Here is a 25,667-nt window from a genome sequence, read left to right as displayed (position 1 = left end):
AACCGCGCTTCAGTGATCTCCCAGAGAAAGACCTTCAGAGAGAACCACTGCAGAAAGCGGCGGTTGGGACAAGTGAGGTCGCGATTCCGCCAGGCGCAACCCGTGTGCTAACAGCGACAGATAAGGGTCCGTGTCTCATGATTCATCTACCCTGAACCATCTACGGAGCCATTCGCCATCAAGCTAATGGCATGAGTCTCATCAGGTGAGTTTTCCGTGAGGCTGAGATGGCAGGAGCCTTCTCAGCTATCGTGCTACAGTTAAGCTGACTGAGCAAAATAGATGCGAACAAAAGAAGCGCCCCATAACATCAACGCAATTCAATGGTGGAAGCATTCCAGCAGCATCTACACGAGCAGAGAGAAAGTCACCCGGGAAAGCCAAAATAAGCAAAATAATTCCGCCTATCCTCAAGAAGTGAAGCGCTGAGATCATGAAGTCAGTCTTTATAGTTGCCACGGAAAGAAGCGAAGCACATTTGCTCTGCAGAACAATGTGCAGCTTTGAAGCCGCAACAGACTTAATGGGCGGCGTCGAAGATCCTAAGACTCTAGAGCCAACAGCGCTAGCAGCCATTTCAGGATGTCCGCTTAACGAGAGAGTTTACTCAACAATTGCCACGAAGTATCGAGAAGCCAACGAAAGAGGTCATGTATACATTGACCAAAGCTATCCATTGCTGTGGTTTGTCGAATCGCTTTCGATGATGTTTCCCGAATGTATCTTCATTTTTCCCTGGCGCCCAAACGAACAGATTCTTGCCAGCATGTTAAAGGATCAAGGCGTTCTTAAGTGGTATGAACGACTCAGGCATGGTGCCATCGCCGCTGAATATCCAAATAGATTCTTTGGAGTCAATTGCAAAACAGACATCGAAGCTCTTTCTCTAGACAGACTTTGCCTAGCACGCATTGTATCACATAAATTCGAGTGCCTTCGCCTTCGGACTCTACTTGGAGAATCCAAGATAAGGATACTTGAGCATGAGAGACTTGCTGTCCGAGGAGCTTCCGCAATCACTGACTTACTCAGCTCCGAAGAGGTGATAAAACTTGGACGGCAAGCAAAGGGTTGTAAAGCGGAACTGACCTCGCTTTCAGACTATGTCTATGAGCTGTCTAAGGCTCAAAAAGAACTAGCATACTCAAACGAGGTTTTGCGACCATGAGCCGACTATGGTTTATTCATCGTATTGACCGGAATATTGGCGATTATCTCTCAGGTCCTTACCGTTACTGGGAATGGGGGGCGCACGTGATTGCTGATATCTGCAGTGAAGACGCTATCAATAGAATCGAAAGATGCGATCACGTCATTGTTGGTGGAGGTGGGCTGATGATGCCATGGTTTGATCTCTATCGCTCACGACTTCTTGAAAGGAAGCCGAGCAAGGTCATCTGGTGGGGTGTAGGTGAGCGCCGTCATGAGAATCGCATCAAAGGCTACTTGCCTCTAGAAGAAGCAGGCCCCCCTCTTGGCAGAGATGATTTCTCTCCGTCGCATCTAGTAGGCATTCGCACCTTTACAGATAGCCTACAATTCGTACCGTGTGCCAGTTGCAAACTCATTGAGTCATTCGTTGCCAGTCATGGATGGCGCCGAGGCCACGGAATTTCGATCTTTGAGCATAATGACGTCAGACTTGGCCCAGGCTTACCCTATAAACGACTGATAAACAGGAAGTGCAAGCCATCTGCCGCAATAGAGTTTATTGCCAAGACGGACATCTTGGTTACAAATAGCTACCATGGCATGTATTGGGGCAGCCTCTTAGGCAAACGCGTCATCTGTGTGCCTTTTTCAAGTGCACATTATCATTACCCATGGCCCGTGGCTTACACAAGTCCATCCAATCTTAAGGCAACGATCGAAAAGACAAGACTCACTGAAATGCCCAGCAAGACTTCTCGCTACTTGCAGCTTGCTGTTGCAGCAAATGAAGCCTTCAGAAGAAGAGTGATGGCATTTCTCAGCGCCAAATAGTTCGATCGCTGAAATCCAAGCTCCACTTATTATGTACCGTTACGCTTGTGACTTTACCCACGAATCGCCAGCTTTCGTCAAAAGAAGTCCTGAAGCTCAGAGCAAAGGCGCCCCAAGATAGAATTAGACGGATATCGCATGTCTTTATCAACGCCTGATCGGCGCCACATCTCATTGAAGCAATGTAGAAACCGTGTTTCCTGAGGGAGCACAGCTGTCTCATCTAGGAGTTGATGAGGGCAATTATTCCATGCAACTGGATTTGCAAAGCTAGGGGGCATAGTTAGTGGTGATAGATGTGGATATGTATTGACCAGAGCTGTTAACAACTTCGGTCCACAATCACCCCACTTCAGTTTTTCAGGCTTAAACCGCTGGCTGATCGCACAGGCTAGATCGACGAGATCACCTGCGCTTGGGCTTGGGTGATAAATCAGATTGTTATTGACTTGTAGGGCCGTTTCACTAACCATCTCCTGAACCACAAAAGGGAGACTATGATTCTCCATAAACTGACTCATTGGTATCAGACATATCACATCAGTGTCGGACCACAGGCCACCTCTTTGCGAAAGAAGTGTGTAGCGAAATAAATCTGAAAAGGCTGCATAGGAGCCTCGGCCACATACAAAGACATGATTTTCGGGAACGATCTCTCTTGCATCACACTGACTGGCGCCTACTGGAATATTCTTGATATCTCCATATGTCCATATAGTTAGATGATAACCATGGCGAATAAAGCTTGTCGCGGCCAACCGCTCCAAAGTCGAAAAGTCACCATAAGCCCAAAACATATGAACATTCACAAAAAGATCATCGCCCCGCGTGAGTTGTGTGTCGGACCTGCCTTGAGGTTGAATATCCATAGGGTGATAAGGCGTAGGATCGGATAATTTCTGATAGGATACGAACGATTGGAAGGAAGGAGTACGGGCTCCACTCGCTATCATTATTCGCGAGCTAATGGATTGATCACTGAGCAAATAGGTTTAACCATAACTCCAGAATAAAAGCTGCATATCATGACAAGTTATTTCTATAGAAGCATTGAGACCCTAGTCTTATCAGAGGGGCGGAAAACCATCTTTAATCCACCTCTGAAAGGAGCGTTCATAATCGGGACGCTGACTCACTCCTTCGGGAATCGCTTCACCGAGTAGGTGATAAAGCCCTTCCTTACCGCAGCGGTAATTAACGCTTGGGCTGTCTAAGTGCACATGAGATACTCCAGACTGACGAAGATGGTACAACATAATGCGATCTCCAATGAGGTGACCGTAGTCAGGCATCAACACCCAATGATGCAACAAGTGAAATGCACCACGGCCGAAGAGCATGCAGTTCGTATCGATAAAACGGGAGGGATTAGTGATGGGACAGGATGCCATCGCTGTCCCATCAACGCGGCACAAAAGACGATTACTGGACGCAAAGGAAGCATTCTTCGCGCGGAGCGCGGTGAGCAGTCCGCTGATGTGGTTGGGAGCATACCAGTTATCAGCATCCAGAAAAGCGACTGCCTCCACGCCAAGTCCGATGGCGTGGAAGCTACCTATCAAGCGAGGAGTAGAACCAATATCATGATGGCGAACTGGCAGCACGACATGGTGCGCATCCCAGTGATCAATTTCATCAATCGATTCACCATCTGCGACAATCACATGCCAACAAGCTTCCTCTTGATCAAGAACACTTTGGTGGCATTGCCTTAGATAGTCAAGATCTTTGCGCAGATACGGAGTAATAACAGCGACTTTCGGGAGCGATCGTTGGCGTCGACTCATGGACCAATGGCAATCAGATTGGGAGGTACAGCCAAGAAATTATCATGCCGACAAAAGATCATACGTCATTGCAAATGAGATAATCCGCAAGACAGTGTGTCGTTATGCTGGTTCTCATGTGGACTGAGACTCATCTGGCGAAAAGCGTGTTGCCCATAAGTCCCCCGCGCAGCTATCACTGCGGGCCTCCCCCTCTGCCAGGAAAGATGACGCCTCTCCATCGGGACCACTTTCACCACCAGGGGGCTTGATGGAACAGAGCGATGCGTCGTTACAGCGAGGCCGTCAAGGCTGATGTCCGTCGTCGGATGGGGCCGCCGCACCGGCAGAGCGTGGCCCAGATCTCAGCCGAGCTGGGTATCCACGTGATCACCCTCTACAAGTGGCGCAAGGCCTGGCGCCTGCAGGGGGAGGTGGTGCCCGCCAGCCAGAAGGATCCCGAGGGTTGGGGCTCCAGCGACAAGTTCACCGTGGTCCTGGAGACTGCGGGGCTCAACGGCACCGAGCTTGCGGCCTATTGCCGCGAGCGGGGCCTGTTCCCCGAGCAGGTGGACCGCTGGCGACAGGCGGCCGAGGATGCCAACGCACAGCCGCTGCTGACGATGGCCGAGCAGAAGGACCTCGAGAAGCGCCACCAGGCTGATCAGCGGGAGATCAAACGCCTGCAGCAGGAGCTGCGCCGCAAGGACAAAGCCCTGGCGGAGGCGGCGGCACTGCTGATCGCCTCAAAAAAGATCCAGGCTTACTGGGGAGAGGACGAGGCGGATTGACCTCGCCCGAGGATCGGCGCAAGGCCCTGGACATCCTCGATGCCGGTATGGAAGCTGGCGCACGGGCCTGCCAGATCGCCGAGCTGCTGGGCGTGGGTCTGACGACCCTGCAGCGCTGGAGGCGTCAGTTCACCGGTGATGGGGGCGGCCTGGATCGCCGTAAAGGCAGTCCACGCCACGTGTCTCATCGCCTCACGGACGAGGAGCGTCAGCGGATCCTGCTGACCTGCAACGAACCGGAATTTGCTGCTCTGCCGCCGGGACAGATCGTGCCGATACTGGCGGACAGGGGGCTCTACATCGGTTCAGAGCGCAGTTTTTACCGCGTGCTCCACGCCCATGGGCAGGCGCACCGCCGCGGCCGAGCCCGCCCTCCGCAGGAGCCGCGTCCTGTTCCGCGCTTGAGGGCTGACGGGCCGAATCAGGTCTGGAGCTGGGACATCACCTACCTGCCCACCAAGTCCGGGGCATCTGGCTCTACCTCTATCTGGTGGTCGATGTATGGAGCCGCAAGATCGTGGCCTGGGATGTCGCTGAACGGGAAGACGCCCAGATCGCGGCTGATCTCGTCAGCCGAGCCTGCCTGCGGGAGCGCATCAGTCGCCGACGCCCTCAGCCCTTGATCCTCCATGCCGACAACGGCAATGCCATGCGGGCCGCCACGCTGGAAAGCCGCCTGGAGGAGCTGGGTGTGCTCAGATCCTTCTCCAGGCCGAGGGTGAGCAACGACAACCCCTTCTCGGAGTCGCTGTTCCGGACGGTGAAATACCGGCCGGACTACCCAAGGCGCCCCTTCCCCAGCCAGGCCGACGCCTGCCGCTGGGTGATGACGTTCGTGGACTGGTACAACGAGCGGCACCGCCACAGCGGCATCCGGTTCGTGACACCTGTTCAGCGACACACCGGCCGGGCTGTCTCCATTGCTCGCCAACGGGCTGAGGTCTACGAACAGGCCCGCCAGCTGCACCCGCGTCGTTGGAGCCGCAGCATTCGCTGTTGGCATCAACCGGAGGTGGTCTGGATCAATCCGCCACCACCAGAAAACGGCATCACTCCGGCTACATTGGCGATGGCTGCCTGAACGGCGGCAGGGGCGTCATCTTTCCTGGCAGTTACCGCCTCGGATGTGCTGAGCCACTGAAGCTCTCCGGCGTCGGCACCAAGCCCGATCGATGTTGGGCTCCAACCGCCATGAGGAAGTCAGCCAGGACGCTTGCCTGCCCCTCATCCAGTAGCTGTTCTCGGTTCCTACTGGTGAGATCGCTGGAACCGGAAGCTGGCGTCCCCAACAGTGGTGCAAAGCCCCTGGGCCACAGCCCCGGCGTAGCCAGGGCTGTGCGATGAAGCTCAAAATTCAGTGACTAATTCCTGAGATGCCATGGCGGACAAAGTAGAATGGAGGCCATTCGATTCGGCAAGTCGTTCTTCTCGCCGAGTGATCCGGGCGCGGGCGAGAACAGCATGCTAGCGAATCTTAGATGTGCAACTAAAACATGAATATTACAGAATCAAAGGCACTGCACGAAGGTTAACCAAAACACCACTGGTGGCGATGTTTAGAGCTGGTAGCACGCGGGCAGGCGCGACATCTCAGCAACAGTTTGCCCGTAGATGCGATCTAATATTCGAAACTGCTCTTCTGTGATATCGGAAAGATTTGATGCACGAACTTGGCGCTTTGGGAATTTAGACAAATACTGCTGATCCACACCAGCAAAGTCAAGTATGAGAGGCAGAGACTCCCAGATTTGGCTATACCTAACATACAAGATAGGGCGGCCGACAGGCCCATGTGTCCAATTCTGCCAGAAAGCATTAATACCAAAGCAGTCATACCCTAGATCGAAGAAATCCGCGAGACTCCGAACCCTGGGCTTGAGAGTTTCAGCAAGAAGTCGATAATGGACAATATCATCTGAAAAGTGACGGAGCTTGAACTGCATTCCCTCGGCAAGCCTTCGCCTAAATAGAGATAGGACGGTCACTCGGGGATCATCGTAGCAGTAGATATATCTATTTGGATTTAATCTTGCCAGCATCGGATGATCTGGAGAGTTGCAATGCTTTAAGCCATCGTGCATGCTATTGGGCTGATTGGTTTGCGTATAGCTTCCCAGAAAGTTAATTAGCATGGTGGAGCCTGAGCCGCCATGACTGACAATGCATAGCTTTATGCAATTAGGGGTAGAGCTCGAAGACTCAATACCCGACTCAGGTGATAAGGTCATTGTACAGATCGTGGGATCGACTTAAAAAGCAATCAATAAAAGAGATGGGGTCATGCAGTGTGTTGGCGCAACCAATGAATTAAGGCCACCTAGAGGATTGACGATAATAATACAACTCGAATAGTCGTCCGATAGCCAATGGCGTATAAGTCTCGCAATCACGTGAATAAACGCAATACGCTGTCTCGAGCCTTAATAGACAGTCGCAAGGCAATGGAATGAGTGGCTTTAGTGCATAGCGGATCAGCAGACTACATGCAATAATTAAGCCTGTTTTAGCTCGACGATCTGCCATAGTTAAACGCATGTGTGCTAGCAAGGGCACAATTTGCACTCAAGTTGAGTAGAGAGTTGGCTGGCAGTTCTGATTCCATATACAGTCAAGATGGACGTCAGCTGAAACCCATTCGTATCATAGGAGTTTGTTGCCGATAAAGGCGCAGCAAGCCATTTCAGCCTGCCCATGCCATCTGTCCCCGGATGGGTGCTGCTTCCTTCCCTGTTGGGCGTGCTGATCGAAGATCAGTGATCTGCTGGGCATGAACACCCCCAGAGTGGTTGGCCTAAAATTCCCCAATCGTGTCACATTTCTCACAGTCCGCTGCTAGAGGAGTCGCGACTGCGAGCGTGTAACCGAAACCCGTTACCACTACAGTAGCTTGCACATCAGCGACCATGCTCGGCTACAGCCGAGTCGTGATTGATGGAGATTTAAAGACCCCTGGCACTGCGCACGCGACACCCAGCGCCGAGAAGGCTTCCATACCGGCTGCAAGGTCAACATCGATCAGATCCCATTCGTACTAGCCAGGATTGCCTTGAATGACTTCCGCTTCGGTGAGCTCTAGCCAATCACCAGGGGACTAGGTTGGCACTGAGCCCTGCCTGACTTCTCATAGGCCCTGCAGCCACCCTGTAGCTCGTCGTGGGAAAAATGACGTTACTACGACCAGCGAATTCCGAGGCATACCTGCCTCCATCTCAGCCAGAGAGCATTCGAGCTTGGTGAGCATTTGGGCCGTGGAATGCGCATAATCTCCAATAATCTATAGCCTACTGGACATAGGGACTCGTCACATCTGCGACCACAGTGCCATTCTCTCGCGAGATGGTGAGGCGCAGCAGAATCGCTTACGCTCCAAGGAGCGTTACAGAAAGAGTTTCAGTCGATGACCATGCACGCTGATCATGGGCATTGTGCTAAAATCGCCAAATCAATGCGCCCCTAAGATGAGTCGCTTTGCCTACATCATAGAAAAGATCAATTCGACTCCGATAAAGAAATTTCCATTTCCACACTTGTATATTGAGAACATCCTTGAGCCCCATGACCTTGACGGCATTCTAAACGAGCCGCAAATTAATCTCCCAAGATCGACAGGCGATGTTGAACTCCTTGGATCTCTTTCCGATGCCGGATACGAGGCAATAGAATTCCCGGGGTGCACAACAGACGAGAAGACTTATCTAAGCTGGAGATCACGAAAGAATATTCAGGAATGTGGCAATGTAACAACTTGCGAAGGTTTTGGGATCACCTATCGAATGCGCAAAATTGAATCTAGTTTGCTCACTTCATTAGTTCACTTTTTCGGGTCAGAATACTTTTTCTCCTCATGCGCCAAGAAGTTTGACGTTAATTATGGTCTGACATTCAGGGATTCAGGGTTACACAAATATCTGGACGGTTACGAGATCAGCCCACATCCGGACATCCGAAGAAAAGCCCTAACGTACATGGTCAACATTAATCCCTCCGGCGATAGCGAGCTCATTAATTATCACACTCAATACATGGTCTTTAAAGATGAGTTTCGATACATCCAGTGTTATTGGGAAGGCAACCCAATGCAGGACCGATGCTGGGTTCCCTGGGACTGGTGCAATACAGTGTTTAGGCAGACGAAAAACAATTCGATAATCATATTTGCGCCTACCAATTCATCACTGCACGCTATCAAGGCGAGTTATGATCATCTGCGCACTCAGCGGACACAGCTGTACGGCAATCTGTGGTTTCATGAAATTGAAATAGACAGCAAGCCATGCTGGGAAGATTTTATTATTAAGCCGACCAAAGAGCGGAGGCATCACACTATTAATCGCTGAGCTGACGACGCTGTGATGCTTATGCGTACGACTTCAATCTCGGACTGCGGTGGACTTATCACACCGCCTCGCCTTCAGCCCGTTAAGTGTTTGGCGAAAGTGATGTGATCTCCTTTATTGGTCCAGGCTTTATGAGAGTGGGTGGGTGTGGTCATGCTGCAGCTTCCTGTTGAGCTGCCTACTCGGGCTTCAGCCCCTGTAGAGCCAAGTGGGCCCTGATGGCTCGTGATTCCCAAGCTGGGTGAGGACGATCACCGCTTCGCCAACCGCCTCGGGGCAGCGGTCTTTGCCTTCTTGCAGACCATCGTGAATGAACCTGCTGCGTGGTGGCTACCGCTCGATCCGGCAAGGGCTCCGGGACTTGCCCTACGACATCCAAGGAATGCTGGCCTGGAAGGCGTGGTAACTAGGGCTTCCTGAATAAGGGCAGATCCACTGCAGTGCAATGGATCTCGGCAGTTTCTGACGGTAAAATGTGCGTGAAAGGGCTGATCTGAGCCCAAAAGCGGTCCGGAGTTTTCCACATGTATCGGCGTGAGCATCGTTATCAGCTCTCGTTCGAAGACTTCTTCCTGCCGTTTGGCGGCAAACTCTCCGGTGATAATCGGTGGATCAAGCTGGCTGAGCTCATTCCGTGGGATGAACTGGAGGACGACTACGCAGCGCAATTCTGTAAGGGCTTTGGAGCACCGGCAAAACCCTTTCGCATGGCACTGGGTGCCTTGATCATCAAGACCCGTCTCGGGCTCACGGATGAAGAACTGGTGGAGCAGATCAAGGAAAACCCCTATCTCCAGTTTTTCATTGGCTTGGAAGCGTTCCAGTCTTCGGCGCCGTTTGATCCATCGATGATGGTGTATTTCCGCAAGCGCTTGCCAGAAGCGATTGTGAATGAATGCAATGAAAGGATTGTGCGCCACGGCCTGAAAATGATTCGCTCATCAGATCCCCAGGGCACAGGGGATGACGACGGCAGTGGCGGATCGACCAGTCCTCCCGACCAACCAAAGCCATCCTTGCAGAAGCAGCCGAATCAGGGTTCACTCTTGATCGATGCCACCTGTGCGCCGGTGGATATCCGTCATCCCACCGATCTATCCCTGCTCAATGAAGCCAGGGAGGTGACTGAGATCCTGATTGATGCGATGCATCCCCAGGTCAGGGAACGCTTCGGCTACAAGCCGCGTACACACCGCAAAAAGGCGAGGCAGCAGTTTCTTGCAGTGGCCAAAAAGAAGAAGCCAAGGATCAGCAAGATCCGCAAAGCGATCAAGCAGCAGCTTGGTCACCTCAAGCGGAATCTGGCAAGCGTTGACGCCCTGATCGCCTGTGGTGGCAGCCTTCTGGCCGCCGGACGGCATATCTACCGGAAGTTGCTGGTGATCAGCGAGCTGGTCCGCCAGCAGACTATTCTCTATCACGCAGACAGCAGAAGCATCCCAGATCGCATCGTCAGCCTCTGCCAGGCACATATCAGGCCGATTGTCCGCGGGAAAGCTCGTTGCAATGTTGAGTTCGGAGCCAAGATCTCAATCTCTGTCACCGGCGAGGGATTCACCTTCCTCGATCGCCTGAGTTATGACCCCTACAACGAAGGAGAAGACCTCAAGGGTCAAGCGATTTCCTATCGGCGTCGCCATGGTCACTATCCGATGGTGATTTGTGCTGACCAGATCTACCGCACAAGATCGAACCGTGCCTTCTGCCAGCGCCATGGAATCCGTTTGAGTGGCCCGCGACTTGGACGGCCGAAGAACGATCCTGAATTGGTGGCTGCCGAGAAGCAGCAGTTCATCGATGACCAGCGCCAAAGGAATGCCGTTGAAGGCAAGATCGGCCAAGGCAAGAGGCGTTTTGGACTGGGCCTGATTCGTGAGAAGCTCGCTGTGACCCAGGGTTCAACCATTGCACTCAATATTCTGGTGATGAACCTCGAGAAGCTGCTGGAGCTTCTTTTTGTTCTTTTTGCGTCCTGGCTGCAACTTCTCCTGTGCAATCAACCAGGCAAGGGGTCCCCATTCGTGTGTGTGAGCACTCATCTCAGCCCCACATGAACGGCCAGTCTCCGCCTCACTCAGGCTCGGCTCTTTGACAGCTTGACCTCCCTCTCACTTTCTCAGGAAGCCCTAACTAGATTGAGCTCGACATGGTCACACTTTTAGGCAGACCTTGGGAGGTACTGAACCAAGCGCAGGGCCTGGCCCTCAAGCGCTGGCCGTCGGATACCACCTTCCTCTACCTGTGCATAAGACTCATCTGCAGGAGTTCGGCCAGGTGCTCCAGGCCTGGATGATCGGCCAGATCCCAGGTGGGCCAGACGGTCTGAATGAGTTGGTCTGTGACGGCAAAACCCCGCGGAGCTCAACGATTGAGACGGACGACGGCAACCACCGCGTTGTCGCCCAGGTCACGGTGCCCGCGTCAGGAATCCCGGCAGTTGGCCTGCTCATCACAGGTGGTCTCTGACTGAGATGCAACCGGCAATCAGGCTCCCGTCAAGGGTTCAGCAGGGCTTTAGTTCGCGCTGGACTTTTCCGCCCCCTGAACGGGTACAACTGCCGAAAGCGGGCCTATTTCTGAGCAGGTAGCCCGCTGGTGCAGGGCCGCCTACGATGCCAATTCCCAGTAACGGCTGACGATGTTCGACCAGAAGGTCCTCCCAAAGCTGAAGTAGGAGGCTGTTGCGCATAGATCAGCAGCCGCGTTCTCCACAGCCCCCACCGAATCTGCCCAGATCCCTGTGACTGCAATGGATCTTGGCAAGATAATGGGCATGTAGAAGCGCAGGACTTTCCGCCCCTGGCAGCCTCAGCAGACGAGGGAATTGCAGCTCACTCCGCATCCGTTGATCTGGAATGGCCTTGAGAAAGCCGATCTGATCGAGATCGGCTGCTGCAACGGCGCTTTTGGACACCTGCAACGGCGCTTTTGGACACAGAGAGAAGACCGGTGCTCCTACCTGAGCTCACACCAGCAGCCTTGACGAGATCTCGCGGGGATGAACCAGAGCCCTCAAGACCTCCACGCATACCATTGGACACAGAATGAGACCCGTTAGCAGCCGCCCCAGCCACGTCCTGCACGTGAATTTTCTGACAGGACACCTCAGCAGTGCAATGCATGAGCTAGCATAAGATCGAGAGTAGAAAGATCAATGGCGTCTCCGAAGCTCAAGAATCATCTGCTGATTGCAGCTGGCACCCTCGCAAGCTGCATTGCCATGTCGGCACTTGGCCAGCCCGCAAAAGCGGTACCTTCTGTTTCAGGTACATTTTATGCTATTGAAGCTCAAGGAACCAGCCAACCATTCAAACTTACCACTTACACAGTAGCATCAAATACGGCCACTTTTTCCAGTTCAAGCAATTCCAACAATGGTCTTGTTTGTTCTGCTGCAGCCTGCACTCAGGCTTCGGTCAATGGATTTTCTTACGATGCCGCCAACAAAACCATCTTTTTCTTCGATAACAACTTTAGCGGCACCAACGGAACTCCAGTCAACAACGGAGCAATCAAAGTTAACTATGTTTCACTAGCTAGCGGCACTCCCCAGTGGGGCACGATTGGCACATTGAGCAACACAGTTAATACTGCCACCAGTACTAACAATGGTCTTGCTGGTGCAGCTTTCTTCAATGGCTCTATTTATGCCATCAAGAATACCACCAATACCATTTACAAGATCCCTATCTTATACAACGGTGCCCTTCCTACTGCAGGGCAGTTTAATAATTTCCTCCCTGATTCCATGACGCTCGGTGGTGCTCCTTCGATCGCCACAAGTGCCTATGGAGACATTGCAATTGATAGCGCTGGCGGCCTGTATGGCGTTACCGCAAATGATCGACTTTTCTACAAATACAATATCCAAAATTTCACCAACGGTGGAACACTTTCTCCCATTATCAATCCTGTTTCAACTGGCTTATCAGAAAACGTCCAAATTGCTTTTAGTGGAGGCCCCACCCTCTTTGCCACTAATGCAGCCGGCAATTGGTATTCGATTAACACCGCCACTGGGGCGGCTTCTGCTTTGCCTTTCACTTCTCCTGGTGGCCCCCTCGTTGCCGACCTTGCCGGGGCGACGCCTGTACCTGGGCCGCTGCCCATTCTTGGAGCAGGTGTCGCCTTCAGTGCCAGCCGTAAAATGCGAAAGCGCATCCAGGTGTCGCGCACCAATCCTGTCAGCGCATGAGTCGGCAGGCTCATCTGGGTTACGAGTTCAGTCATCGAACCCAGATGAGGCCTCTTCATTTCACCCCACCCCCGCAATCGGCATCCGCCACCCGCCTCCAAACGAACGGCTGCTGATCTTGAGCACCGGCGGCGCCTGACGACGCTTGAACTCGGCGCGGCGCAGCAGTCCTTGAACCCGCTCAGCCAGGGCCGGATCGGCTCCTCCAGTGATCAGCTGTTCGGGGGTCTGCATCCCCTCGATGATCCGCCTCAGCAGCGGATCGAGCACGGCGTAGTCGGGCAGCGAATCACTGTCCTTCTGATCGGGGCGCAGCTCGGCGCTGGGGGGCTTGGTGCGGATCGCCCTGCCGATCAGTTCGCCATCGGGCGGCAGGCCCAGATCCTGGCGGCAGCCTGCTGATTCGGGGCTGTCGATCCAGTCGCACAGAGTGAACACGGTGGTCTTGTACAGATCGCCGATCACCGCCAGGCCGCCGTTCATGTCGCCGTAGAGGGTGCAGTAGCCCACCGCCAGTTCCGATTTGTTGCCGGTGGAGAGCAGCAGCCGTCCCTGCTGATTGGCCAGGGCCATCAACAGCGTGCCGCGGATGCGCGACTGCAGATTCTCCGCCGTCACGCCACTGGGCTCCTGCTCCAGTACCGGCGTCAGGGCCTGATCGAAGCTGTGCATCAGCGGGGCGATCGGCACGGTCTGCAGGTCGAGCCCGAGGCGATCGGCCAGGGCCTGGGCATCCTCCAGGGACCCCTGTGAACTCCAGGGGGACGGCAGCCGCAGGGCCTTGACCCGATCCGCGCCCAGGGCTGCTGCGGCGATCACCGCCACCAGGGCCGAATCGATGCCGCCACTCAGGCCCAGCAGCGCTCCCTGAAAGCCACACTTGCGGGCGTAATCGCCCACCCCCAGCACCAGGGCCCGCAGCAGCTGCTCCATCTCCGGGGGCACGGCAAGCGGCGGCGCGACGCCTGGCTGGCCTCCCTGCACGCCGCCGCCGCCGGTCGATCCAACAGAGCTGGTGGCAGCCGTGATCGTGGATGACGCCTCAGGCTGCGTCTGGCGCAAAGCACCCGCTGCCAGTCGATCCGACGGTCCAGCCTCCTGGGATCTCCTGTCCAGCGGCAGCTGCCGCCAGGAGCCGCGGGGATCAGCGGCATCCCAGAGCAGCAGCGCCTCCCTGCAGACGGGCCCCTGGCCGAGCAGCGTGCCATCGGCATCGACCACGAAACTGGCGCCGTCGAACACCAGCTCGTCATTGCCGCCCACCTGGTTCACATACACCAGCGGGCAGCCGGCCCGGCTGGCGGCGCGCTGCCCCAGCTGCCTGCGCAGCGCATGCTTGCCGCGGCCATAGGGAGACGCGGACAGGTTCAGCAGCAGATCCACATCCAGCTGAGCCAGCTCGCCGATCGGATCGACACCGGCCACTCGCTGCGTCTGCAGCTCCTGCTCCACCCACAGGTCCTCGCAGATGCTCAGCCCCAGTCGCCAGGATCCGCCGCCGGGTCGCTGGCCCAGCTCCAGCACGGCCGGCTGCTGTCCGGCCAGGAAATAGCGGCTCTCATCGAAGACGTCGTAGCTGGGCAGCAGGCGCTTGCGCGCCACCACCTGCCAGCCGCCAGCACGCACCATGGCCATGGCGTTCCACAGGCCGGGGCTGCCGCCGCCCGGCACCGGCTCGGCCATCCCCACCAGCACCGCCATCCCCGCCGGCAGCCCCTCGGCCAGAGCCTGCAGCCCGTCGTTCTGGCGCTCCACCAGGGCCGGGCGCAGCAGCAGATCGCGCGGCGGATAGCCCCATAGCGACAGCTCGGGCGTCAGCAGCAGCTCGGCCCCCTGTTCCGCCGCCTGCAGGCCCGCCCGCAGAATCCGCTCAGCATTCCCCTCGAGATCGCCGATCAGGGCATCGAGCTGGGCGAGGGCGAGGCGCATCCGGGCGACAGCAGGCCGTAGGGATCATGCCTGCGCAGCAGCGGATGCAGTTCCGCCGGCACCTGCTCCGGCGCCGGAGCGGCCCGCACCCCGGAGCTGGCCGTGGCCGGGATCTGAAGGCGCAGGATCTCAATCCCGGCCCCCAGCTGACGCAGCCGCCGCAGCTCCTCCTCCTGCAGCAGCCAGCCCTGGCGGGGAGCGATCGCCAGCCGGCAGCCCGGCAGCCACTGGGCGGCGCCACGCCAGCGCGGCACCTGGGCCGCCAGATCGCTGCCGATCACAAACACCGGCTGGCACTGGGGCCAGCGCTGGCGGGCGCGGGCCAGGGTTTCCATCGTCCAGGGGCTGCTGAGCGACTGCTCGAGGCTGAGGCGCGGATCGCCGATGGCCTCCACCAGGGCTCCGAGCAGCGCCATGCGCAGTTCCAGGGGGGCTTTGTGCTGCTTGAGCGGGTTGTCGCTGGCCCAGGTGGCCACCCGTGGATAGAGCTGCAGCAGCCCTTCCAGCAGGGCCCGGTGGCCATGGGTGGGCGGATCGGCGCTGGTGCCGAACAGGGCGATCGGCAGCCTGTCCGCAGCAGCGGGGTCAGACAGCAGCCGCGGCGTGGGCGTCATCAGGAGCGCAGCGCCTCTGGCCAGCGCTCCATGCCGTTGCGGCGTCCTTGGGAGCCCTGGCGTGAGGGACGTGCCGCTGACGGCTCCGCAGGGGCCTCCACCAACCAGGGGCGGACGCGGGGATCCTGCTGGGCCAGGCGCCGCAGCAGGGCACCGGGCTGGCCGGCCGAGCGCGCGCTGCGCAGCAGCGCCAACGCCGCCAGCCGGCCGGTGCGGCGGGTGGTGGCGACCGCCAGGGCCGCCTGGGCCAGGGCCACCGGCGCCGCCGGCGCCAGGCTGAGGCCGCCGCTCACGGGGGCCGCCAGCAGCAGCAGCTGACGCACCCCGCCCAGCAGCAGCTGGATGGCCAGCTGGGCGCCCCCCAGCAGGGCGTTGTGGCCCGACAGCCGGGTGAGCAGCTCCCTGGCCGCCGAACGGGTCATCGGCAGGCCGTAGAGCTGGCAGAGCTGCAGCACCAGGGCGCTGTCGCAGGCGACGCCACCGGCCAGATCCAGCAGCGGCAGCGGATTGGCGGCCACCCCCGTGGCCTTGAGGGCGGCGAACTGACCGATCAGCGCCTCGGCGCGGCGGCGTCCCAGGCGCAGGCGCTGACGATGCAGGGACGTGCTGAAGCGATCGGCGGCCCGCAGGGTCTGCAGGGCCAGGAGCAGCTCTCCCCGCCGCTTCAGCACGGTCTGCAGCTCCTGGCGCAGCGGCTCGATCCGGGGAGGCTCCGGTTCGCTGCGCACCCGTCCGTCGTCGCGCAGGCGGGCGCGGCGCGGCGCCGCCGCCACCGCGATCAGGTTCAGATCCCTCGCGGCGGGCGGCAGACGGCGCCGGATGCTGGCGAGCAACGCCTCCAGCTCGCCTGCGGGCCAGCAGTCGCTGCGGTTGAGCACCAGCAGCAGCGGCTTGCCGAAGGCCAGCAGCTGCTTCAGCGCCTCCAGCTCGACGCGGCTGAGATCGGCGTCGAGCACCAGCAGCACCAGATCGGCCCCCAGGGCCACCCGCGCTGCCAGCCGGGCGCGACCCCCCGCGGCGATCTCATCGATGCCGGGAGTGTCGACCAGCTCCACCCGCCTCAGACCGCCAATCGCCTCCAGCCAGGGCTGGGCCTGCTGGCGGCGAGTGCAGCCATGGGCCACATCGGTGGCGAAGTGCTCCTGCCCGAGCAGGGCGTTGAGCAGGCTCGACTTCCCGACGCCCACCCGGCCGAAGACCGCCACCCGCATGCGACGTTCGCCCAGCCGCTGCAGCTGCCGGTCGAGGCTGGCGAGCTCCGGTCCGAGCAGGGAGGCCTCACGGGGGCTGAGCGCCAGTTCGGCGCGCCAGCGGCGCAGCAGCAGAGCGATGCGCTCGGGCGTCGGAGGGGGGGCGACTGCATCGCTCCGCGAGTGTCCATCCACGCCGAAGCGGCCGGAGCGGGCCCAGCCGGCTCCCTCAGCGAGCCAGGCCGACGCAGCGCCAGTCCCAGCGGGCGAGGAGAGGGAAGGCAGCCTCGCCTCCGGCGTGGCCGATCGGGGCCGACGGCCAGCCGTGTCCTTCTCCGGCCGGGGATCATGGGGCTGCGGTCTGGGGCTCATGGGACCACCGCGGACTCGCCGGGCTCGCTGCCGCTCCGGCCGGTCCGTCTCCAGCCCGCCAGCACCGCCAGCACGGCCTCGGGCCCCACCACCCCGACGAAGCCGCCGAATTCATCGACCACCACACGCACGCCACTGCTGTTGCGGCGGAAGCTGGTGAGCAGCCGGTCGGCGCGGATCATCTCCGGGACAAACTCCACCGGCTGACTGAGGGCAGCCACCGGGCTGGCGCCGCGGCCGTCGAGCAGATCGCTGAGCAGGCGCTCACGGCTGGCGACACCGAGCACCTCATCCACCTCCTCTCCGAGCACCACCCACCAGGGGGCTGCGTGGCGGAGAAGGGTGGTGCGCTGGCTCTCGAGGCTGTCTGCGCCATCGAGGGTGGGAGCCGACACCCTCGGCACCATCAGATCGCGGGCGGTGAGGTCGTTGAGCTGGAACACCTTGGCGATCATCGCCGCCTCATCGGCCTCGATCTGGCCCTTCTGGGAGCCCAGCCTTGCCAGCAGGCGGATCTCGTTCTCGTCGGTGCTGATCTCGTTCTCGGCGGTGATCGCCGGCAGGAGGCGCTCGAGCAGCAGCACCACCGGCAGCATCAGCTTCTGGAACAGCTCCAGCGCCGGCGCCGTGGCCAGGGCAACGGGCAGAGCCAGCTTGCTGGCGATCGCCTTGGGCAGGATCTCGCCCAGCAGGATCAGCAGCACGGTGAGCCCGATCGAGAAGAGGGCCAGCGCCGGGCCTCTCACACCATGGGTGGCGAAGACCGAGGCGGCGAAGCCACCCACCATCAGGCTGCCGAAGATGTTGAAGACGTTGTTGGCGATCACCACCACGGCCAGGGTGCGCCCGAGCTTCTGACGGAGCCGCTCCAGCGATCTGGCGCCGCCCACCGGCCGCGGACGGCCCGCCAGCTCATGCACCTTGACCGGGTTGACCGTGAGCAGGGCCGCCTCGACGCCGGAGCAAAGGAAGGAACCGCCCAGCATCAGGGCCACCACCAGCACCAGGAGCAACACGTCATTCATCGGGGCATCGCTCCGACACGCGTGAATCGCGCAGGGCGTCGTGCTGGCGGCGGAGGCACAGGGCGCCCGGCGACGCGTGAAGGACCATCCGGCACGCCGGGGCAGCGGCCTGGGCGGAGGTCACGGCAGCCCGCGCAACGACAACCCCACGCGGAGGCCTGCAGGCCGCGATGCCACCAGTCCCGCTGCCGGTGTTCCTCAGCCGACGGGTGGGTGCGTCCCGAATCCCACCTGGCGTCAGCGGGGCAGGCGGGGGGGCGCGGCGGTGTCCCCCACCAGCGGTGGCGGCAGGTGATCCGGCGCAGAGCGGACAGGGCTGAAGGAATGGGAGAAGCGGTGCGGCCGATCACCTGCATTCAAGCGGCTGTGCCATCTTCTCGCTGTATCTGATCTCTGTCCGTGTCCCCCGGGCGGCCGCCATGTCCCAGACCCTGATCGATCCGCAGCTCCTGGCGCAGCGACGGGCCGAGTTCCTGCGGCGCCTGGGCGGTGCGGCCGCGGTGATTCCGGCGGCGCCGCTGGTGACGCACCACGCCGACGTGGAGCATGCCTTCCGCCAGAACAGCGACTTCTGGTATCTCACCGGCTTCGATGAGCCCGGAGCGGTGGCTCTGTTCCTGCCCCATCAGCCGGACAACCCGTTCGTGCTGTTCGTCGAGCCGCGCGATCCGAGCGCCGAGGTCTGGAACGGGTTCCGCTGGGGCGTCGAAGGGGCGGTGCAGCGCTTCGGCGCTGATCTGGCCCACCCCCGCAGCGAGCTGGCCGAGCGCCTCAGCGGCTATCTCGACGGCGCCGAGGGCATCGCCTTCCGCGTCGGCCGTCACCCCGAGGTGGAACCGCTGGTGCTGCAGGCCTGGGGGCGCCAGCTGGACCGCGCCCCCCGCAGCGGCCATGCCGCCCTCGGCCTGGTGTCGCCCTGCCCGCTCCTGCATGACATGCGCCTGCGCAAGGCGCCCGAGGAGCTGGAGCGCCTGCGCGAGGCCGCCCGCATCTCCGCCGAGGCCCACGAGCTGGCCCGGCGGGTGGTGCGGCCGGGGCTGAGCGAACGGCAGGTGCAGGCGGTGATCGAGCAGCACTTCCTCGAGCAGGGCGCCCGCGGCCCGGCCTACGGCTCGATCGTCGCGGGTGGCGACAACGCCTGCGTGCTGCACTACACGGCGAACAACGCCAGCCTGAAAGACGGCGACCTGTTGCTGATCGACGCCGGTTGCTCCCTGAGCGACTACTACAACGGCGACATCACCCGCACCTTCCCGATCAACGGCCGCTTCACAGGCGAGCAGCGGGCCCTCTACGAGCTGGTGCTGGCGGCGCAGGAGGCGGCGGTGGCGGCGGTGGGCCCGGGCCAGACCGCCGAGGGGGTCCATGCAACCGCCGTCGGGGTGCTGGTCGAGGGCCTGCTGGAGCTGGGGCTTCTCTGCGGCGAACGCGACGGAATCATCGAGCAGGGCGCCTACCGGCACCTGTACATGCACCGCACCGGCCACTGGCTGGGGCTGGATGTTCACGATGTCGGCGCCTACCGGCTCGGCGAGCACCCGGTGGTGCTGGAGCCGGGCATGGTGCTCACCGTCGAGCCGGGCCTCTATGTGAGCGACCGGCTGGCGGTGCCGGAAGGCCAGCCGGCGATCGACGAGCGCTGGAAGGGCATCGGCATTCGCATCGAGGACGACGTGGCGGTGAGCGAGCACGGCCACGAAAACCTGACCGCCGCGGCCCTCAAGAGCGTCGCGGCGATGGAGCGCTGAGGGGAGCTCAGGCCCCTGGGGCTTCAGGGTTGGGCTTCGGCCCGCCGTACAGGGACCTGAGCCTCAATCCTCCAGAGCCTGCTCTAGCACCTCAAGCACCCCCGCCGTCTCCTGGATCACCCGATCGGCACCCGCCTGCAGCAGCTGGGCCTCGTAGGCCATCCGCCGCTCGGTGGCCTCCGCCGCCTGCAGGTGCGGCGGCGCCACCGCCAGGCTGAGGAACCGCTGCTGCGGCAGCTGCTCACGAGCCCGCACCACCGTGAGCACGTCGGCCACCGTGTCGCCGAGATAGGCCACCGGCACCGCCCCGCTCCCGAGCGGCGCGCCGATCAGCTCGGCCGCCAGCCGCAGCAAACCGGTTGGATCGGGCTTGTCGGGGGCATCGCCCATGGCGATCAGGGGCGGATCGTTCAGCCCCAGCCGCCGCTGCAGCACATAGCGGGCCGACGGCGGCTCGGCGCCGCTGACGAAGCCCCAGGTGATGGCGGCGTCGCTGAGCGCTTCGAAGAAGGTGCTCTCCACCAGCAGCGGCTCGCTGCCGATGAAGCCCCGCCAGCCGGCCGGATCGCCCTGCGGATCTCCACCGAAGTAGAAGCCGTTGAACACGGCCACCAGCGCCTCGAACTCCGGCAGCGGCGGCCGCCCGGGTTCACCCAGGCCACCGCGGCGCAGCAGTTCCAATGAAGCCTGCCAGTCGTTGTTCCAGCAGCCCTCGGCCTTGAGTGCATCGATGGATGCCGGCTCGGGCCGCACACCGCTGTAGTGATGGACCGTCTCGACGATGGCGCGGCGGTAGCTGCCACCCACATCACGGATGACGCCGTCGATGTCGAACAGCAGGGCAGCTCTGCATGGGGAAGCCGTGCGGGGGCTCAGGGCGTGGGAGCGGATCGGCTGGTAATTTAATTGTTTGCTCTCCCGCCTTGGGATCTCCGACCATGCCAGCCACGGAAGCCGCCCCCACACCAGCCGATGCGGTGAGCGCGACCGAAGCGGTGGAAACGGCCCAGGGCGCTGATGCCGTGACCACCACCGAGGGCCGGCCCCAGCTGCGCGGCGGCAGTGCCGCCCTGGCAACCGCCACCATCGATGAGGACGGCGTCCCCTCCGGCTACACCCCCAAGGCCGATGAGGGCCGCTTCCTGCTGAAGATCCTCTGGCTTCCCGACAACGTCGCCCTGGCGGTCGACCAGATCGTCGGCGGCGGCCCCAGTCCCCTCACCGCCTACTTCTTCTGGCCCCGCGAGGACGCCTGGGAGACCCTCAAGAGCGAGCTCGAGGGCAAGAGCTGGATCACCGACAACGAGCGCGTCGAGATCCTCAACAAGGCCACCGAGGTGATCAACTACTGGCAGGAGGAAGGCCGCGGCAAGAGCCTCGAGGAGGCCAAGGTCAAGTTCCCCGACGTCACCTTCTGCGGCACCGCCTGATCCAGGCAGCCCAGGCAAGCCCCCAGCCCCTCCCCGGCCTGTGCCAGGGAGGGGTTTTTGCTTGGCCGCTCTCGATGGATCCCACATCAGCGGGGGGAGCACGCACGCCGCATGGGCCTCCAGGGCAGGTCTGATCAGCATCACTTCAGCGGCGGCGGCGGCTCCGCCGCGATGGTCCGCGCCACCATCGTCACGCCGTTCCCACCGGGTGCAGGGCTCGAGGGTTCAACGGGCGCATCGGGTTCCATGCGGACCGCGATCACAGCCCAACCACGACCCATCCACGGCGATGGCGTGGCGGCGCCCTCCGCTGATCGGGACCGGGGGAGAGGGCACCTCGCAGCGAACTCTCATGGCACCGGCGCCGCTGCGGTGTCGCAGTCAAACTGCGCCGCTGCCGCATCCTTTTCAAATTGCGCCGCTGCCGCGTCCTTTTCAAATTGCGCCGCTGCAGCGGCGGTGGCCTCGCTGGCGAACAGGGCGGCGGCCAGATCCGGGCCGAGGGTGAAGGTGCCCATGCCGGCGGCGGCCAGGCGGGCAAGATCGTCCGGGTGGCGCAGGCTGGCGACCAGCAGGCGCGTGCCGGTGCCCACCCCATCGAGGCAGCGCTGCATCGCGATCAGCTCGGCGTGGCCATCGCGGCCGCTGTCGCTGATCCGCCCCAGATAGGGCGCCACATAACGGGCTCCCAGGGCGGCCGCGATCAGCACCTGATGCGGCTCGTAGCAGGCGGTGAAGGTGACGGGCAGCCCCGCCTCGATCAGCCGCCGGGCCGCCTCGGCGCCGCGGCGGGTGAGCGGCACCTTGACCAGCACCCGCGCCGGATCGATCGCCCCGAGCGCCAGGCCCGTTGCCGTGGCCGCCTCGACATCAGCGCCCCAGGTCTGCAGATGCAGCTCCCGGGCCCCAAGGGAGAACGCCTGATGGGCCAGATCCTGCAGGCTCTCGAGACTGCAGGGCCGGCCGGCGCGCCGCAGCAGGGTGGGATTGGTGGTCACCCCACGGAACAGCCCGCTCGGCAGCCAGGCCTTCCAGGCGGCGGGATCGGCGGTGTCGAGCAGCAGCTGCAGGGTCATCGGGGGAAGGGGAGGCGTCCGCGACGTGTGGAACCGACGCCGGCACGCCGCCCATGCTGTCGCTTGGCGTGGGTTGAACCCACGGCCGAAGGCAACGGCCCTGATCAGCGGGAGGACGCGCCTGGATCCGGAGACGCCGGCATCCTGGCCGCAGCAGCACGAGGCGCGCCGGCCGGTCCGGACTGCCCGGAAGGAGCACGACCGTCGCCTCCGGCCCGGAGCGGAACCGCAGCTGGCGAGGGGGCTGCCGGGCTCTGCACCGCTCCGGGGGAGTCCTGACGCTGCCAGGCGGCCCGCAACGCCTGGGTGAGTTCAGGGCAGGCCCCCAGCTCCGCCACGGGGGAAGCGGCCTCGAGGGAGCTCCCGCCCGGACGGGTCGCGAACGGCAGCAGGCCGGCGGCATGTCGCCCCAGGGAGGACCACCATCCCGTGCGCTCCGGCGGCGGCGGCACGGGCCGCAGGGTGGGATCGGTGGCGCTGTAGGCGATCAGAGCCGTGAGGGGATCGGCCTGGCTCTGGCTCAGCGCGGTGGTCACCCGCGCGGGCTCGCCTCGCTCCAGCCGCTGGAAGATGCTGGCGCGGGCTGCCAGGGTGGCGGCGATGCGCTGCAGGCGCTGGGGATCGGGAGGCCTGGCCGCAGCGGTTGCGCCGCTGGAGAGCGCGCCGGCGACAGGGGTGGCGGGTTCAGCGGTGGAGCGCAGCGGCCCAGCGGCTCCCTGGGCCATCCCCGATCGGGGGGGAACGGTGCTTCCTTTCGCAACGTCCCCGGACCCGGTGGTGGCAGGTGTGCCGGCAATCCTCCCGGTGGTTGTCGCGGCGGGCTGCCGGCCCGGAGACGGTGGAGCCCCGGTCGCTGCCGAACTGCCTGCCACCGGGGCAGGTCCCCGACCGGCGGAGGCGATCCCGCTGCGGGCTGCATCGGCACCCCGGCCGGCGGCCGTCCCGCGTTCCAGCGCCTCGCCGGCGGGCTCCTGCCCGCCACCTGGAACCGCTGCCGAGTCGCAGAGGAGGGCCACCTGCCGCTGCAGGTCGCTGCGCTGCCGGGACGTCAGGACGAGGGATGCCGGCTCACGGCGGCCGGCGAGCGGCCCGCGACCCAGGACGGCGGCGATCACCAGTCCGGCACCACCCAGGCCCAGCAGCACCAGTGCCACCACGACCCGCTGGCGCCCCCGCCGGTGAACAGAAGAGCTGGGCCGACGGCCAGCAGCCGGCTGGGGCCCGCTGGAGGTGGGTCCGACGCGGCGGGAGGCGATCGGCGGCGCCGAAGCTCCCGTTGCCGCTCCAGGAAGGGGAGCGGCGACCCCGACCCCACTCGTGCCTTCCGAAGGTGAGGTCGCCCCCAACCCCGCTGCCACCACACCGTCCGCCGCCGCCGCATCGACCGGGAGCCCGGAGACCACCTCAGGCGCCGGCTGCACCAACCGCGGCGGCAGACTCCGGCCCGGCCCGGGCCAGCCCGCGGCCTGACCCGCCGCAGCCCAGCTGGCCAGCGCGACGCTGATGTCGTCGCCGCTGCCCTGGCGGCTGATGTGATCGAGGGCCTCGGCCAGCTCGGCGGAGACGGCCTGATCCGCAGCCGGCGCAAGCCCCACCAGATAGCGGCAGAGGGTCAGAAAATCGGCGTCGCTGCCACAGGACTTGCGCAGGCCATCGCTGCACAGCAGCAATGCGAACGGCGCGGTATCGACCGTCAGGGGCAGCAGAGCCGTGCGGGGCGCGAAGTACCGGGCGGCACCCTGCATGCAGAGGCTGTAGGTGGCCTCGCTACCGCCGCCGGCCTCGGATTCCTCGCTGATCAGCCGCCCCTCGCCGGCGGCCTCGATCCGCACCAGATCCCAGTCGCCCAAGCCGGTGTAGCCCCACCAGCGGGGGGTGAGCACCAGCAGGCCCAGCGTTGCCCCATAGGGGATGGGGGAGAAGCCCGCAGGTGACGCAGCCGCCGCTGCCTCGGCCGAGCCGGCGGCCAACGCGGGGAGCGATGCGGGGACAGACTCGGAGCCCTGGGGGCCCTGGGCCTGCCAGTGGCGTTGCACCTCCTCCAGCCAGGCCTCGACGATCGCCTGGGGCAGGGTTTCGGCCAACCACTGCCGCCACTCGGATTCACTGCCGGCCTGGCCAGTGCGGCTGGTGCGCAGGGTCTCCTCCACCGTGCGCAACGCCACCTCACAGGCCAGCCGGGCTCCCACATCGCTGCGCACATAACGGGAGCCGCCGTGGCCGTCGGAGACCACCAGAACCTGAACGGGAGTGCCGGCGGCATCCCGGAAGCCGGCGAAGCCGCTGGCGTCCTGGCAGGGGGCGCCGCGTCGCAGATGGGAGGCACCGGTGCGGCTGTCGCAGCTGGGGCGGATCCAGTGGTTCACCAGACCTGGCGGGCGTCGAGGCCGGCGGAATCGACCGGGTCGATCCAGGTGGGCGGCAGGTCGGGCAAGGGCACGTTGCCCGCCACGGCGCCACCGGGCTGGCTGCGGGGCTGGGAGGCGGCCCCGACCACGGCGGTGGAGGCCCACTGGATGTAGCGGGCCAGGGTGCCGCTGTCGTTGGCCTGCAGCGGCCGGGCGCCGGGCCGGGCCGGCTGACCGGGCAGGCGGTCGCCGTCGGGCCCAGCCCAGGACCCACCGGACCCGCCGGGCTCCGGACCGATGAACTGCTGCAGCACCTCCAGATCGGCGTCATGGCCGATGGCGATCGCCAGACGCACCGCCTTCTTCGCCCAGGGCTCGGCCATCAGGGTGGCCAGACCCCGCTCGAAGCCATCGGTGGGGGCACCATCGGAGATCAGCACCAGCACCGGCGGCAGGGCCCGCTGCTCCATCGGCGGCGTCCGCAGCACCGCCGCCAGCTGCTCAAGCGCGGATCCCATGGCCGTCATCCCCCCGGCCTGCAGGTCCACCCACAGCTGCGGCACCTGCTCCACCGGCGTGGGCTCGGCGAGGTGCCAGCGGGCCTCGCTGCCGAAACCGAGCACCCGCACCAGCAGGCGCGCCTCGGGGTTCTGGCGACCCACCTCCACCATCGCGGGCAGCGACTGGCGGATGGCCTGATTGAGCGCCTGCATCTTGCCGCCCGCCAGCATCGAGCCGGAGCAGTCGCACAGATAGATGAAATGGAGGGGACGGCGGGAGAGCTGAACGTCTGGAAAAGCCATCAGCAAGGCGGCGAAAAACAGGCTTGAAGGATGAAGAATCGCGCGGCATCAACCAGGGGA

The 25,667-nt window shown here is 62.2% G+C and carries 17 protein-coding genes and 1 pseudogene; 8 read left to right on the top strand and 10 right to left on the bottom strand.

Annotation, left to right across the window (positions count from 1 at the left end; translation table 11 throughout):
* Window positions 1-433: 433 nt before the first annotated feature.
* Together H8F25_RS16460 and H8F25_RS16455 are read left to right on the top strand one after the other, a co-directional pair.
* The gene (locus H8F25_RS16460; RefSeq protein WP_197211329.1) at window positions 434-1,168 is read left to right on the top strand and encodes a hypothetical protein; all 735 of its coding nucleotides are present in this window, start codon (window positions 434-436) and stop codon (window positions 1,166-1,168) included.
* The gene (locus H8F25_RS16455) at window positions 1,165-1,983 is read left to right on the top strand and encodes a hypothetical protein (protein WP_197211328.1); all 819 of its coding nucleotides are present in this window, start codon (window positions 1,165-1,167) and stop codon (window positions 1,981-1,983) included. The genes H8F25_RS16460 and H8F25_RS16455 overlap by 4 nt, the downstream gene beginning before the upstream one ends.
* 77 nt (window positions 1,984-2,060) lie before the next feature.
* Here the strand turns inward: H8F25_RS16455 and H8F25_RS16450 are convergent, their stop codons facing one another.
* Complete coding sequence (locus tag H8F25_RS16450) at window positions 2,061-2,852, bottom strand: glycosyltransferase (protein ID WP_197211327.1); 792 nt, start codon at window positions 2,850-2,852, stop codon at window positions 2,061-2,063.
* 198 nt (window positions 2,853-3,050) lie between these two features.
* The gene (locus tag H8F25_RS16445) at window positions 3,051-3,770 is read right to left on the bottom strand and encodes a glycosyltransferase (RefSeq protein WP_197211326.1); all 720 of its coding nucleotides are present in this window, start codon (window positions 3,768-3,770) and stop codon (window positions 3,051-3,053) included.
* 263 nt (window positions 3,771-4,033) lie between these two features.
* On the opposite strand from H8F25_RS16445, the pseudogene H8F25_RS18265 reads away from it, so the two are divergent.
* The 4 genes and pseudogenes from H8F25_RS18265 (at window position 4,034) to H8F25_RS16425 (ending at window position 13,072) form a co-directional block, all read left to right on the top strand.
* Window positions 4,034-5,621, top strand: a pseudogene (locus H8F25_RS18265) (IS3 family transposase).
* Window positions 5,622-7,998: 2,377 nt separating this feature from the next.
* Entirely contained in the window at window positions 7,999-8,877 is an 879-nt protein-coding gene (locus H8F25_RS16435) for a hypothetical protein (protein WP_197211325.1), read from the top strand.
* A gap of 524 nt (window positions 8,878-9,401) precedes the next feature.
* Window positions 9,402-10,931, top strand: a complete 1,530-nt coding sequence (locus H8F25_RS16430; protein WP_231596832.1) for an IS5 family transposase — start codon at window positions 9,402-9,404, stop codon at window positions 10,929-10,931.
* Between the two features lie 1,100 nt (window positions 10,932-12,031).
* Window positions 12,032-13,072, top strand: a complete 1,041-nt coding sequence (locus H8F25_RS16425) for a hypothetical protein (RefSeq protein WP_197211324.1) — start codon at window positions 12,032-12,034, stop codon at window positions 13,070-13,072.
* 60 nt (window positions 13,073-13,132) lie between these two features.
* Here H8F25_RS16425 and H8F25_RS16420 read toward each other — a convergent pair whose 3' ends face one another.
* Genes H8F25_RS16420 through H8F25_RS16405 form a run of 4 tightly spaced genes read right to left on the bottom strand, consistent with a single transcriptional unit; the run spans window position 13,133 to window position 18,202 of the window.
* Entirely contained in the window at window positions 13,133-15,001 is a 1,869-nt protein-coding gene (locus tag H8F25_RS16420) for an NAD+ synthase (protein WP_197211323.1), read from the bottom strand.
* Window positions 14,968-15,615, bottom strand: a complete 648-nt coding sequence (locus H8F25_RS16415) for a nicotinate-nucleotide adenylyltransferase (RefSeq protein WP_197211322.1) — start codon at window positions 15,613-15,615, stop codon at window positions 14,968-14,970. Before H8F25_RS16415 ends, H8F25_RS16420 begins: the two co-directional genes overlap by 34 nt.
* Complete coding sequence (locus tag H8F25_RS16410) at window positions 15,615-17,177, bottom strand: DUF697 domain-containing protein (protein ID WP_197211321.1); 1,563 nt, start codon at window positions 17,175-17,177, stop codon at window positions 15,615-15,617. Before H8F25_RS16410 ends, H8F25_RS16415 begins: the two co-directional genes overlap by 1 nt.
* Window positions 17,174-18,202, bottom strand: coding sequence for a CNNM domain-containing protein (locus H8F25_RS16405; protein ID WP_197211320.1), 1,029 nt, complete (start codon window positions 18,200-18,202; stop codon window positions 17,174-17,176). Before H8F25_RS16405 ends, H8F25_RS16410 begins: the two co-directional genes overlap by 4 nt.
* A 419-nt stretch (window positions 18,203-18,621) precedes the next feature.
* On the opposite strand from H8F25_RS16405, the gene H8F25_RS16400 reads away from it, so the two are divergent.
* On the top strand, window positions 18,622-19,950 hold the full coding sequence (locus H8F25_RS16400) for an aminopeptidase P N-terminal domain-containing protein (protein ID WP_197211319.1): 1,329 nt from the start codon (window positions 18,622-18,624) through the stop codon (window positions 19,948-19,950).
* 63 nt (window positions 19,951-20,013) lie between these two features.
* Here H8F25_RS16400 and H8F25_RS16395 read toward each other — a convergent pair whose 3' ends face one another.
* Window positions 20,014-20,826: a TIGR01548 family HAD-type hydrolase gene (locus tag H8F25_RS16395; RefSeq protein ID WP_255518333.1), complete on the bottom strand. Its 813-nt coding sequence runs from the start codon at window positions 20,824-20,826 to the stop codon at window positions 20,014-20,016.
* Window positions 20,827-20,888: 62 nt separating this feature from the next.
* Between H8F25_RS16395 and H8F25_RS16390 the strand changes: the two genes are divergently transcribed.
* Window positions 20,889-21,380 carry a 30S ribosomal protein PSRP-3 gene (locus H8F25_RS16390; protein WP_197211318.1) on the top strand — a complete coding sequence of 164 codons (492 nt, stop codon included), beginning with the start codon at window positions 20,889-20,891 and terminating at the stop codon, window positions 21,378-21,380.
* A gap of 350 nt (window positions 21,381-21,730) precedes the next feature.
* Here the strand turns inward: H8F25_RS16390 and H8F25_RS16385 are convergent, their stop codons facing one another.
* From H8F25_RS16385 to H8F25_RS16375, 3 genes are all read right to left on the bottom strand, one after another.
* Window positions 21,731-22,456, bottom strand: a complete 726-nt coding sequence (locus H8F25_RS16385; RefSeq protein ID WP_197211317.1) for a transaldolase family protein — start codon at window positions 22,454-22,456, stop codon at window positions 21,731-21,733.
* Between the two features lie 104 nt (window positions 22,457-22,560).
* Entirely contained in the window at window positions 22,561-24,822 is a 2,262-nt protein-coding gene (locus H8F25_RS16380; RefSeq protein WP_197211316.1) for a protein phosphatase 2C domain-containing protein, read from the bottom strand.
* Complete coding sequence (locus tag H8F25_RS16375) at window positions 24,819-25,607, bottom strand: VWA domain-containing protein (RefSeq protein WP_197211315.1); 789 nt, start codon at window positions 25,605-25,607, stop codon at window positions 24,819-24,821. Before H8F25_RS16375 ends, H8F25_RS16380 begins: the two co-directional genes overlap by 4 nt.
* Window positions 25,608-25,667: the final 60 nt, after the last annotated feature.

It is taken from the genome of Synechococcus sp. CBW1004 (assembly GCF_015840715.1).
Taxonomy (GTDB): domain Bacteria; phylum Cyanobacteriota; class Cyanobacteriia; order PCC-6307; family Cyanobiaceae; genus Cyanobium.
This window is presented reverse-complemented; position numbering and strand designations above follow the sequence as displayed.

Excerpts from the sequence above, each read along its gene's own strand:
- H8F25_RS16390 (WP_197211318.1), top strand. The coding sequence starts at position 20,889 with ATGCCAGCCACGGAAGCCGCCCCCACACCAGCCGATGCGGTGAGCGCG.
- H8F25_RS16445 (WP_197211326.1), bottom strand. The coding sequence starts at position 3,770 with ATGAGTCGACGCCAACGATCGCTCCCGAAAGTCGCTGTTATTACTCCG.
- H8F25_RS16385 (WP_197211317.1), bottom strand. The coding sequence starts at position 22,456 with ATGACCCTGCAGCTGCTGCTCGACACCGCCGATCCCGCCGCCTGGAAG.
- H8F25_RS16405 (WP_197211320.1), bottom strand. The coding sequence starts at position 18,202 with ATGAATGACGTGTTGCTCCTGGTGCTGGTGGTGGCCCTGATGCTGGGC.
- H8F25_RS16415 (WP_197211322.1), bottom strand. The coding sequence starts at position 15,615 with ATGACGCCCACGCCGCGGCTGCTGTCTGACCCCGCTGCTGCGGACAGG.
- H8F25_RS16435 (WP_197211325.1), top strand. The coding sequence starts at position 7,999 with ATGAGTCGCTTTGCCTACATCATAGAAAAGATCAATTCGACTCCGATA.
- H8F25_RS16450 (WP_197211327.1), bottom strand. The coding sequence starts at position 2,852 with ATGGATATTCAACCTCAAGGCAGGTCCGACACACAACTCACGCGGGGC.
- H8F25_RS16410 (WP_197211321.1), bottom strand. The coding sequence starts at position 17,177 with ATGAGCCCCAGACCGCAGCCCCATGATCCCCGGCCGGAGAAGGACACG.
- H8F25_RS16430 (WP_231596832.1), top strand. The coding sequence starts at position 9,402 with ATGTATCGGCGTGAGCATCGTTATCAGCTCTCGTTCGAAGACTTCTTC.
- H8F25_RS16375 (WP_197211315.1), bottom strand. The coding sequence starts at position 25,607 with ATGGCTTTTCCAGACGTTCAGCTCTCCCGCCGTCCCCTCCATTTCATC.
- H8F25_RS16425 (WP_197211324.1), top strand. The coding sequence starts at position 12,032 with ATGGCGTCTCCGAAGCTCAAGAATCATCTGCTGATTGCAGCTGGCACC.
- H8F25_RS16460 (WP_197211329.1), top strand. The coding sequence starts at position 434 with ATGAAGTCAGTCTTTATAGTTGCCACGGAAAGAAGCGAAGCACATTTG.
- H8F25_RS16455 (WP_197211328.1), top strand. The coding sequence starts at position 1,165 with ATGAGCCGACTATGGTTTATTCATCGTATTGACCGGAATATTGGCGAT.
- H8F25_RS16420 (WP_197211323.1), bottom strand. The coding sequence starts at position 15,001 with ATGCGCCTCGCCCTCGCCCAGCTCGATGCCCTGATCGGCGATCTCGAG.
- H8F25_RS16400 (WP_197211319.1), top strand. The coding sequence starts at position 18,622 with ATGTCCCAGACCCTGATCGATCCGCAGCTCCTGGCGCAGCGACGGGCC.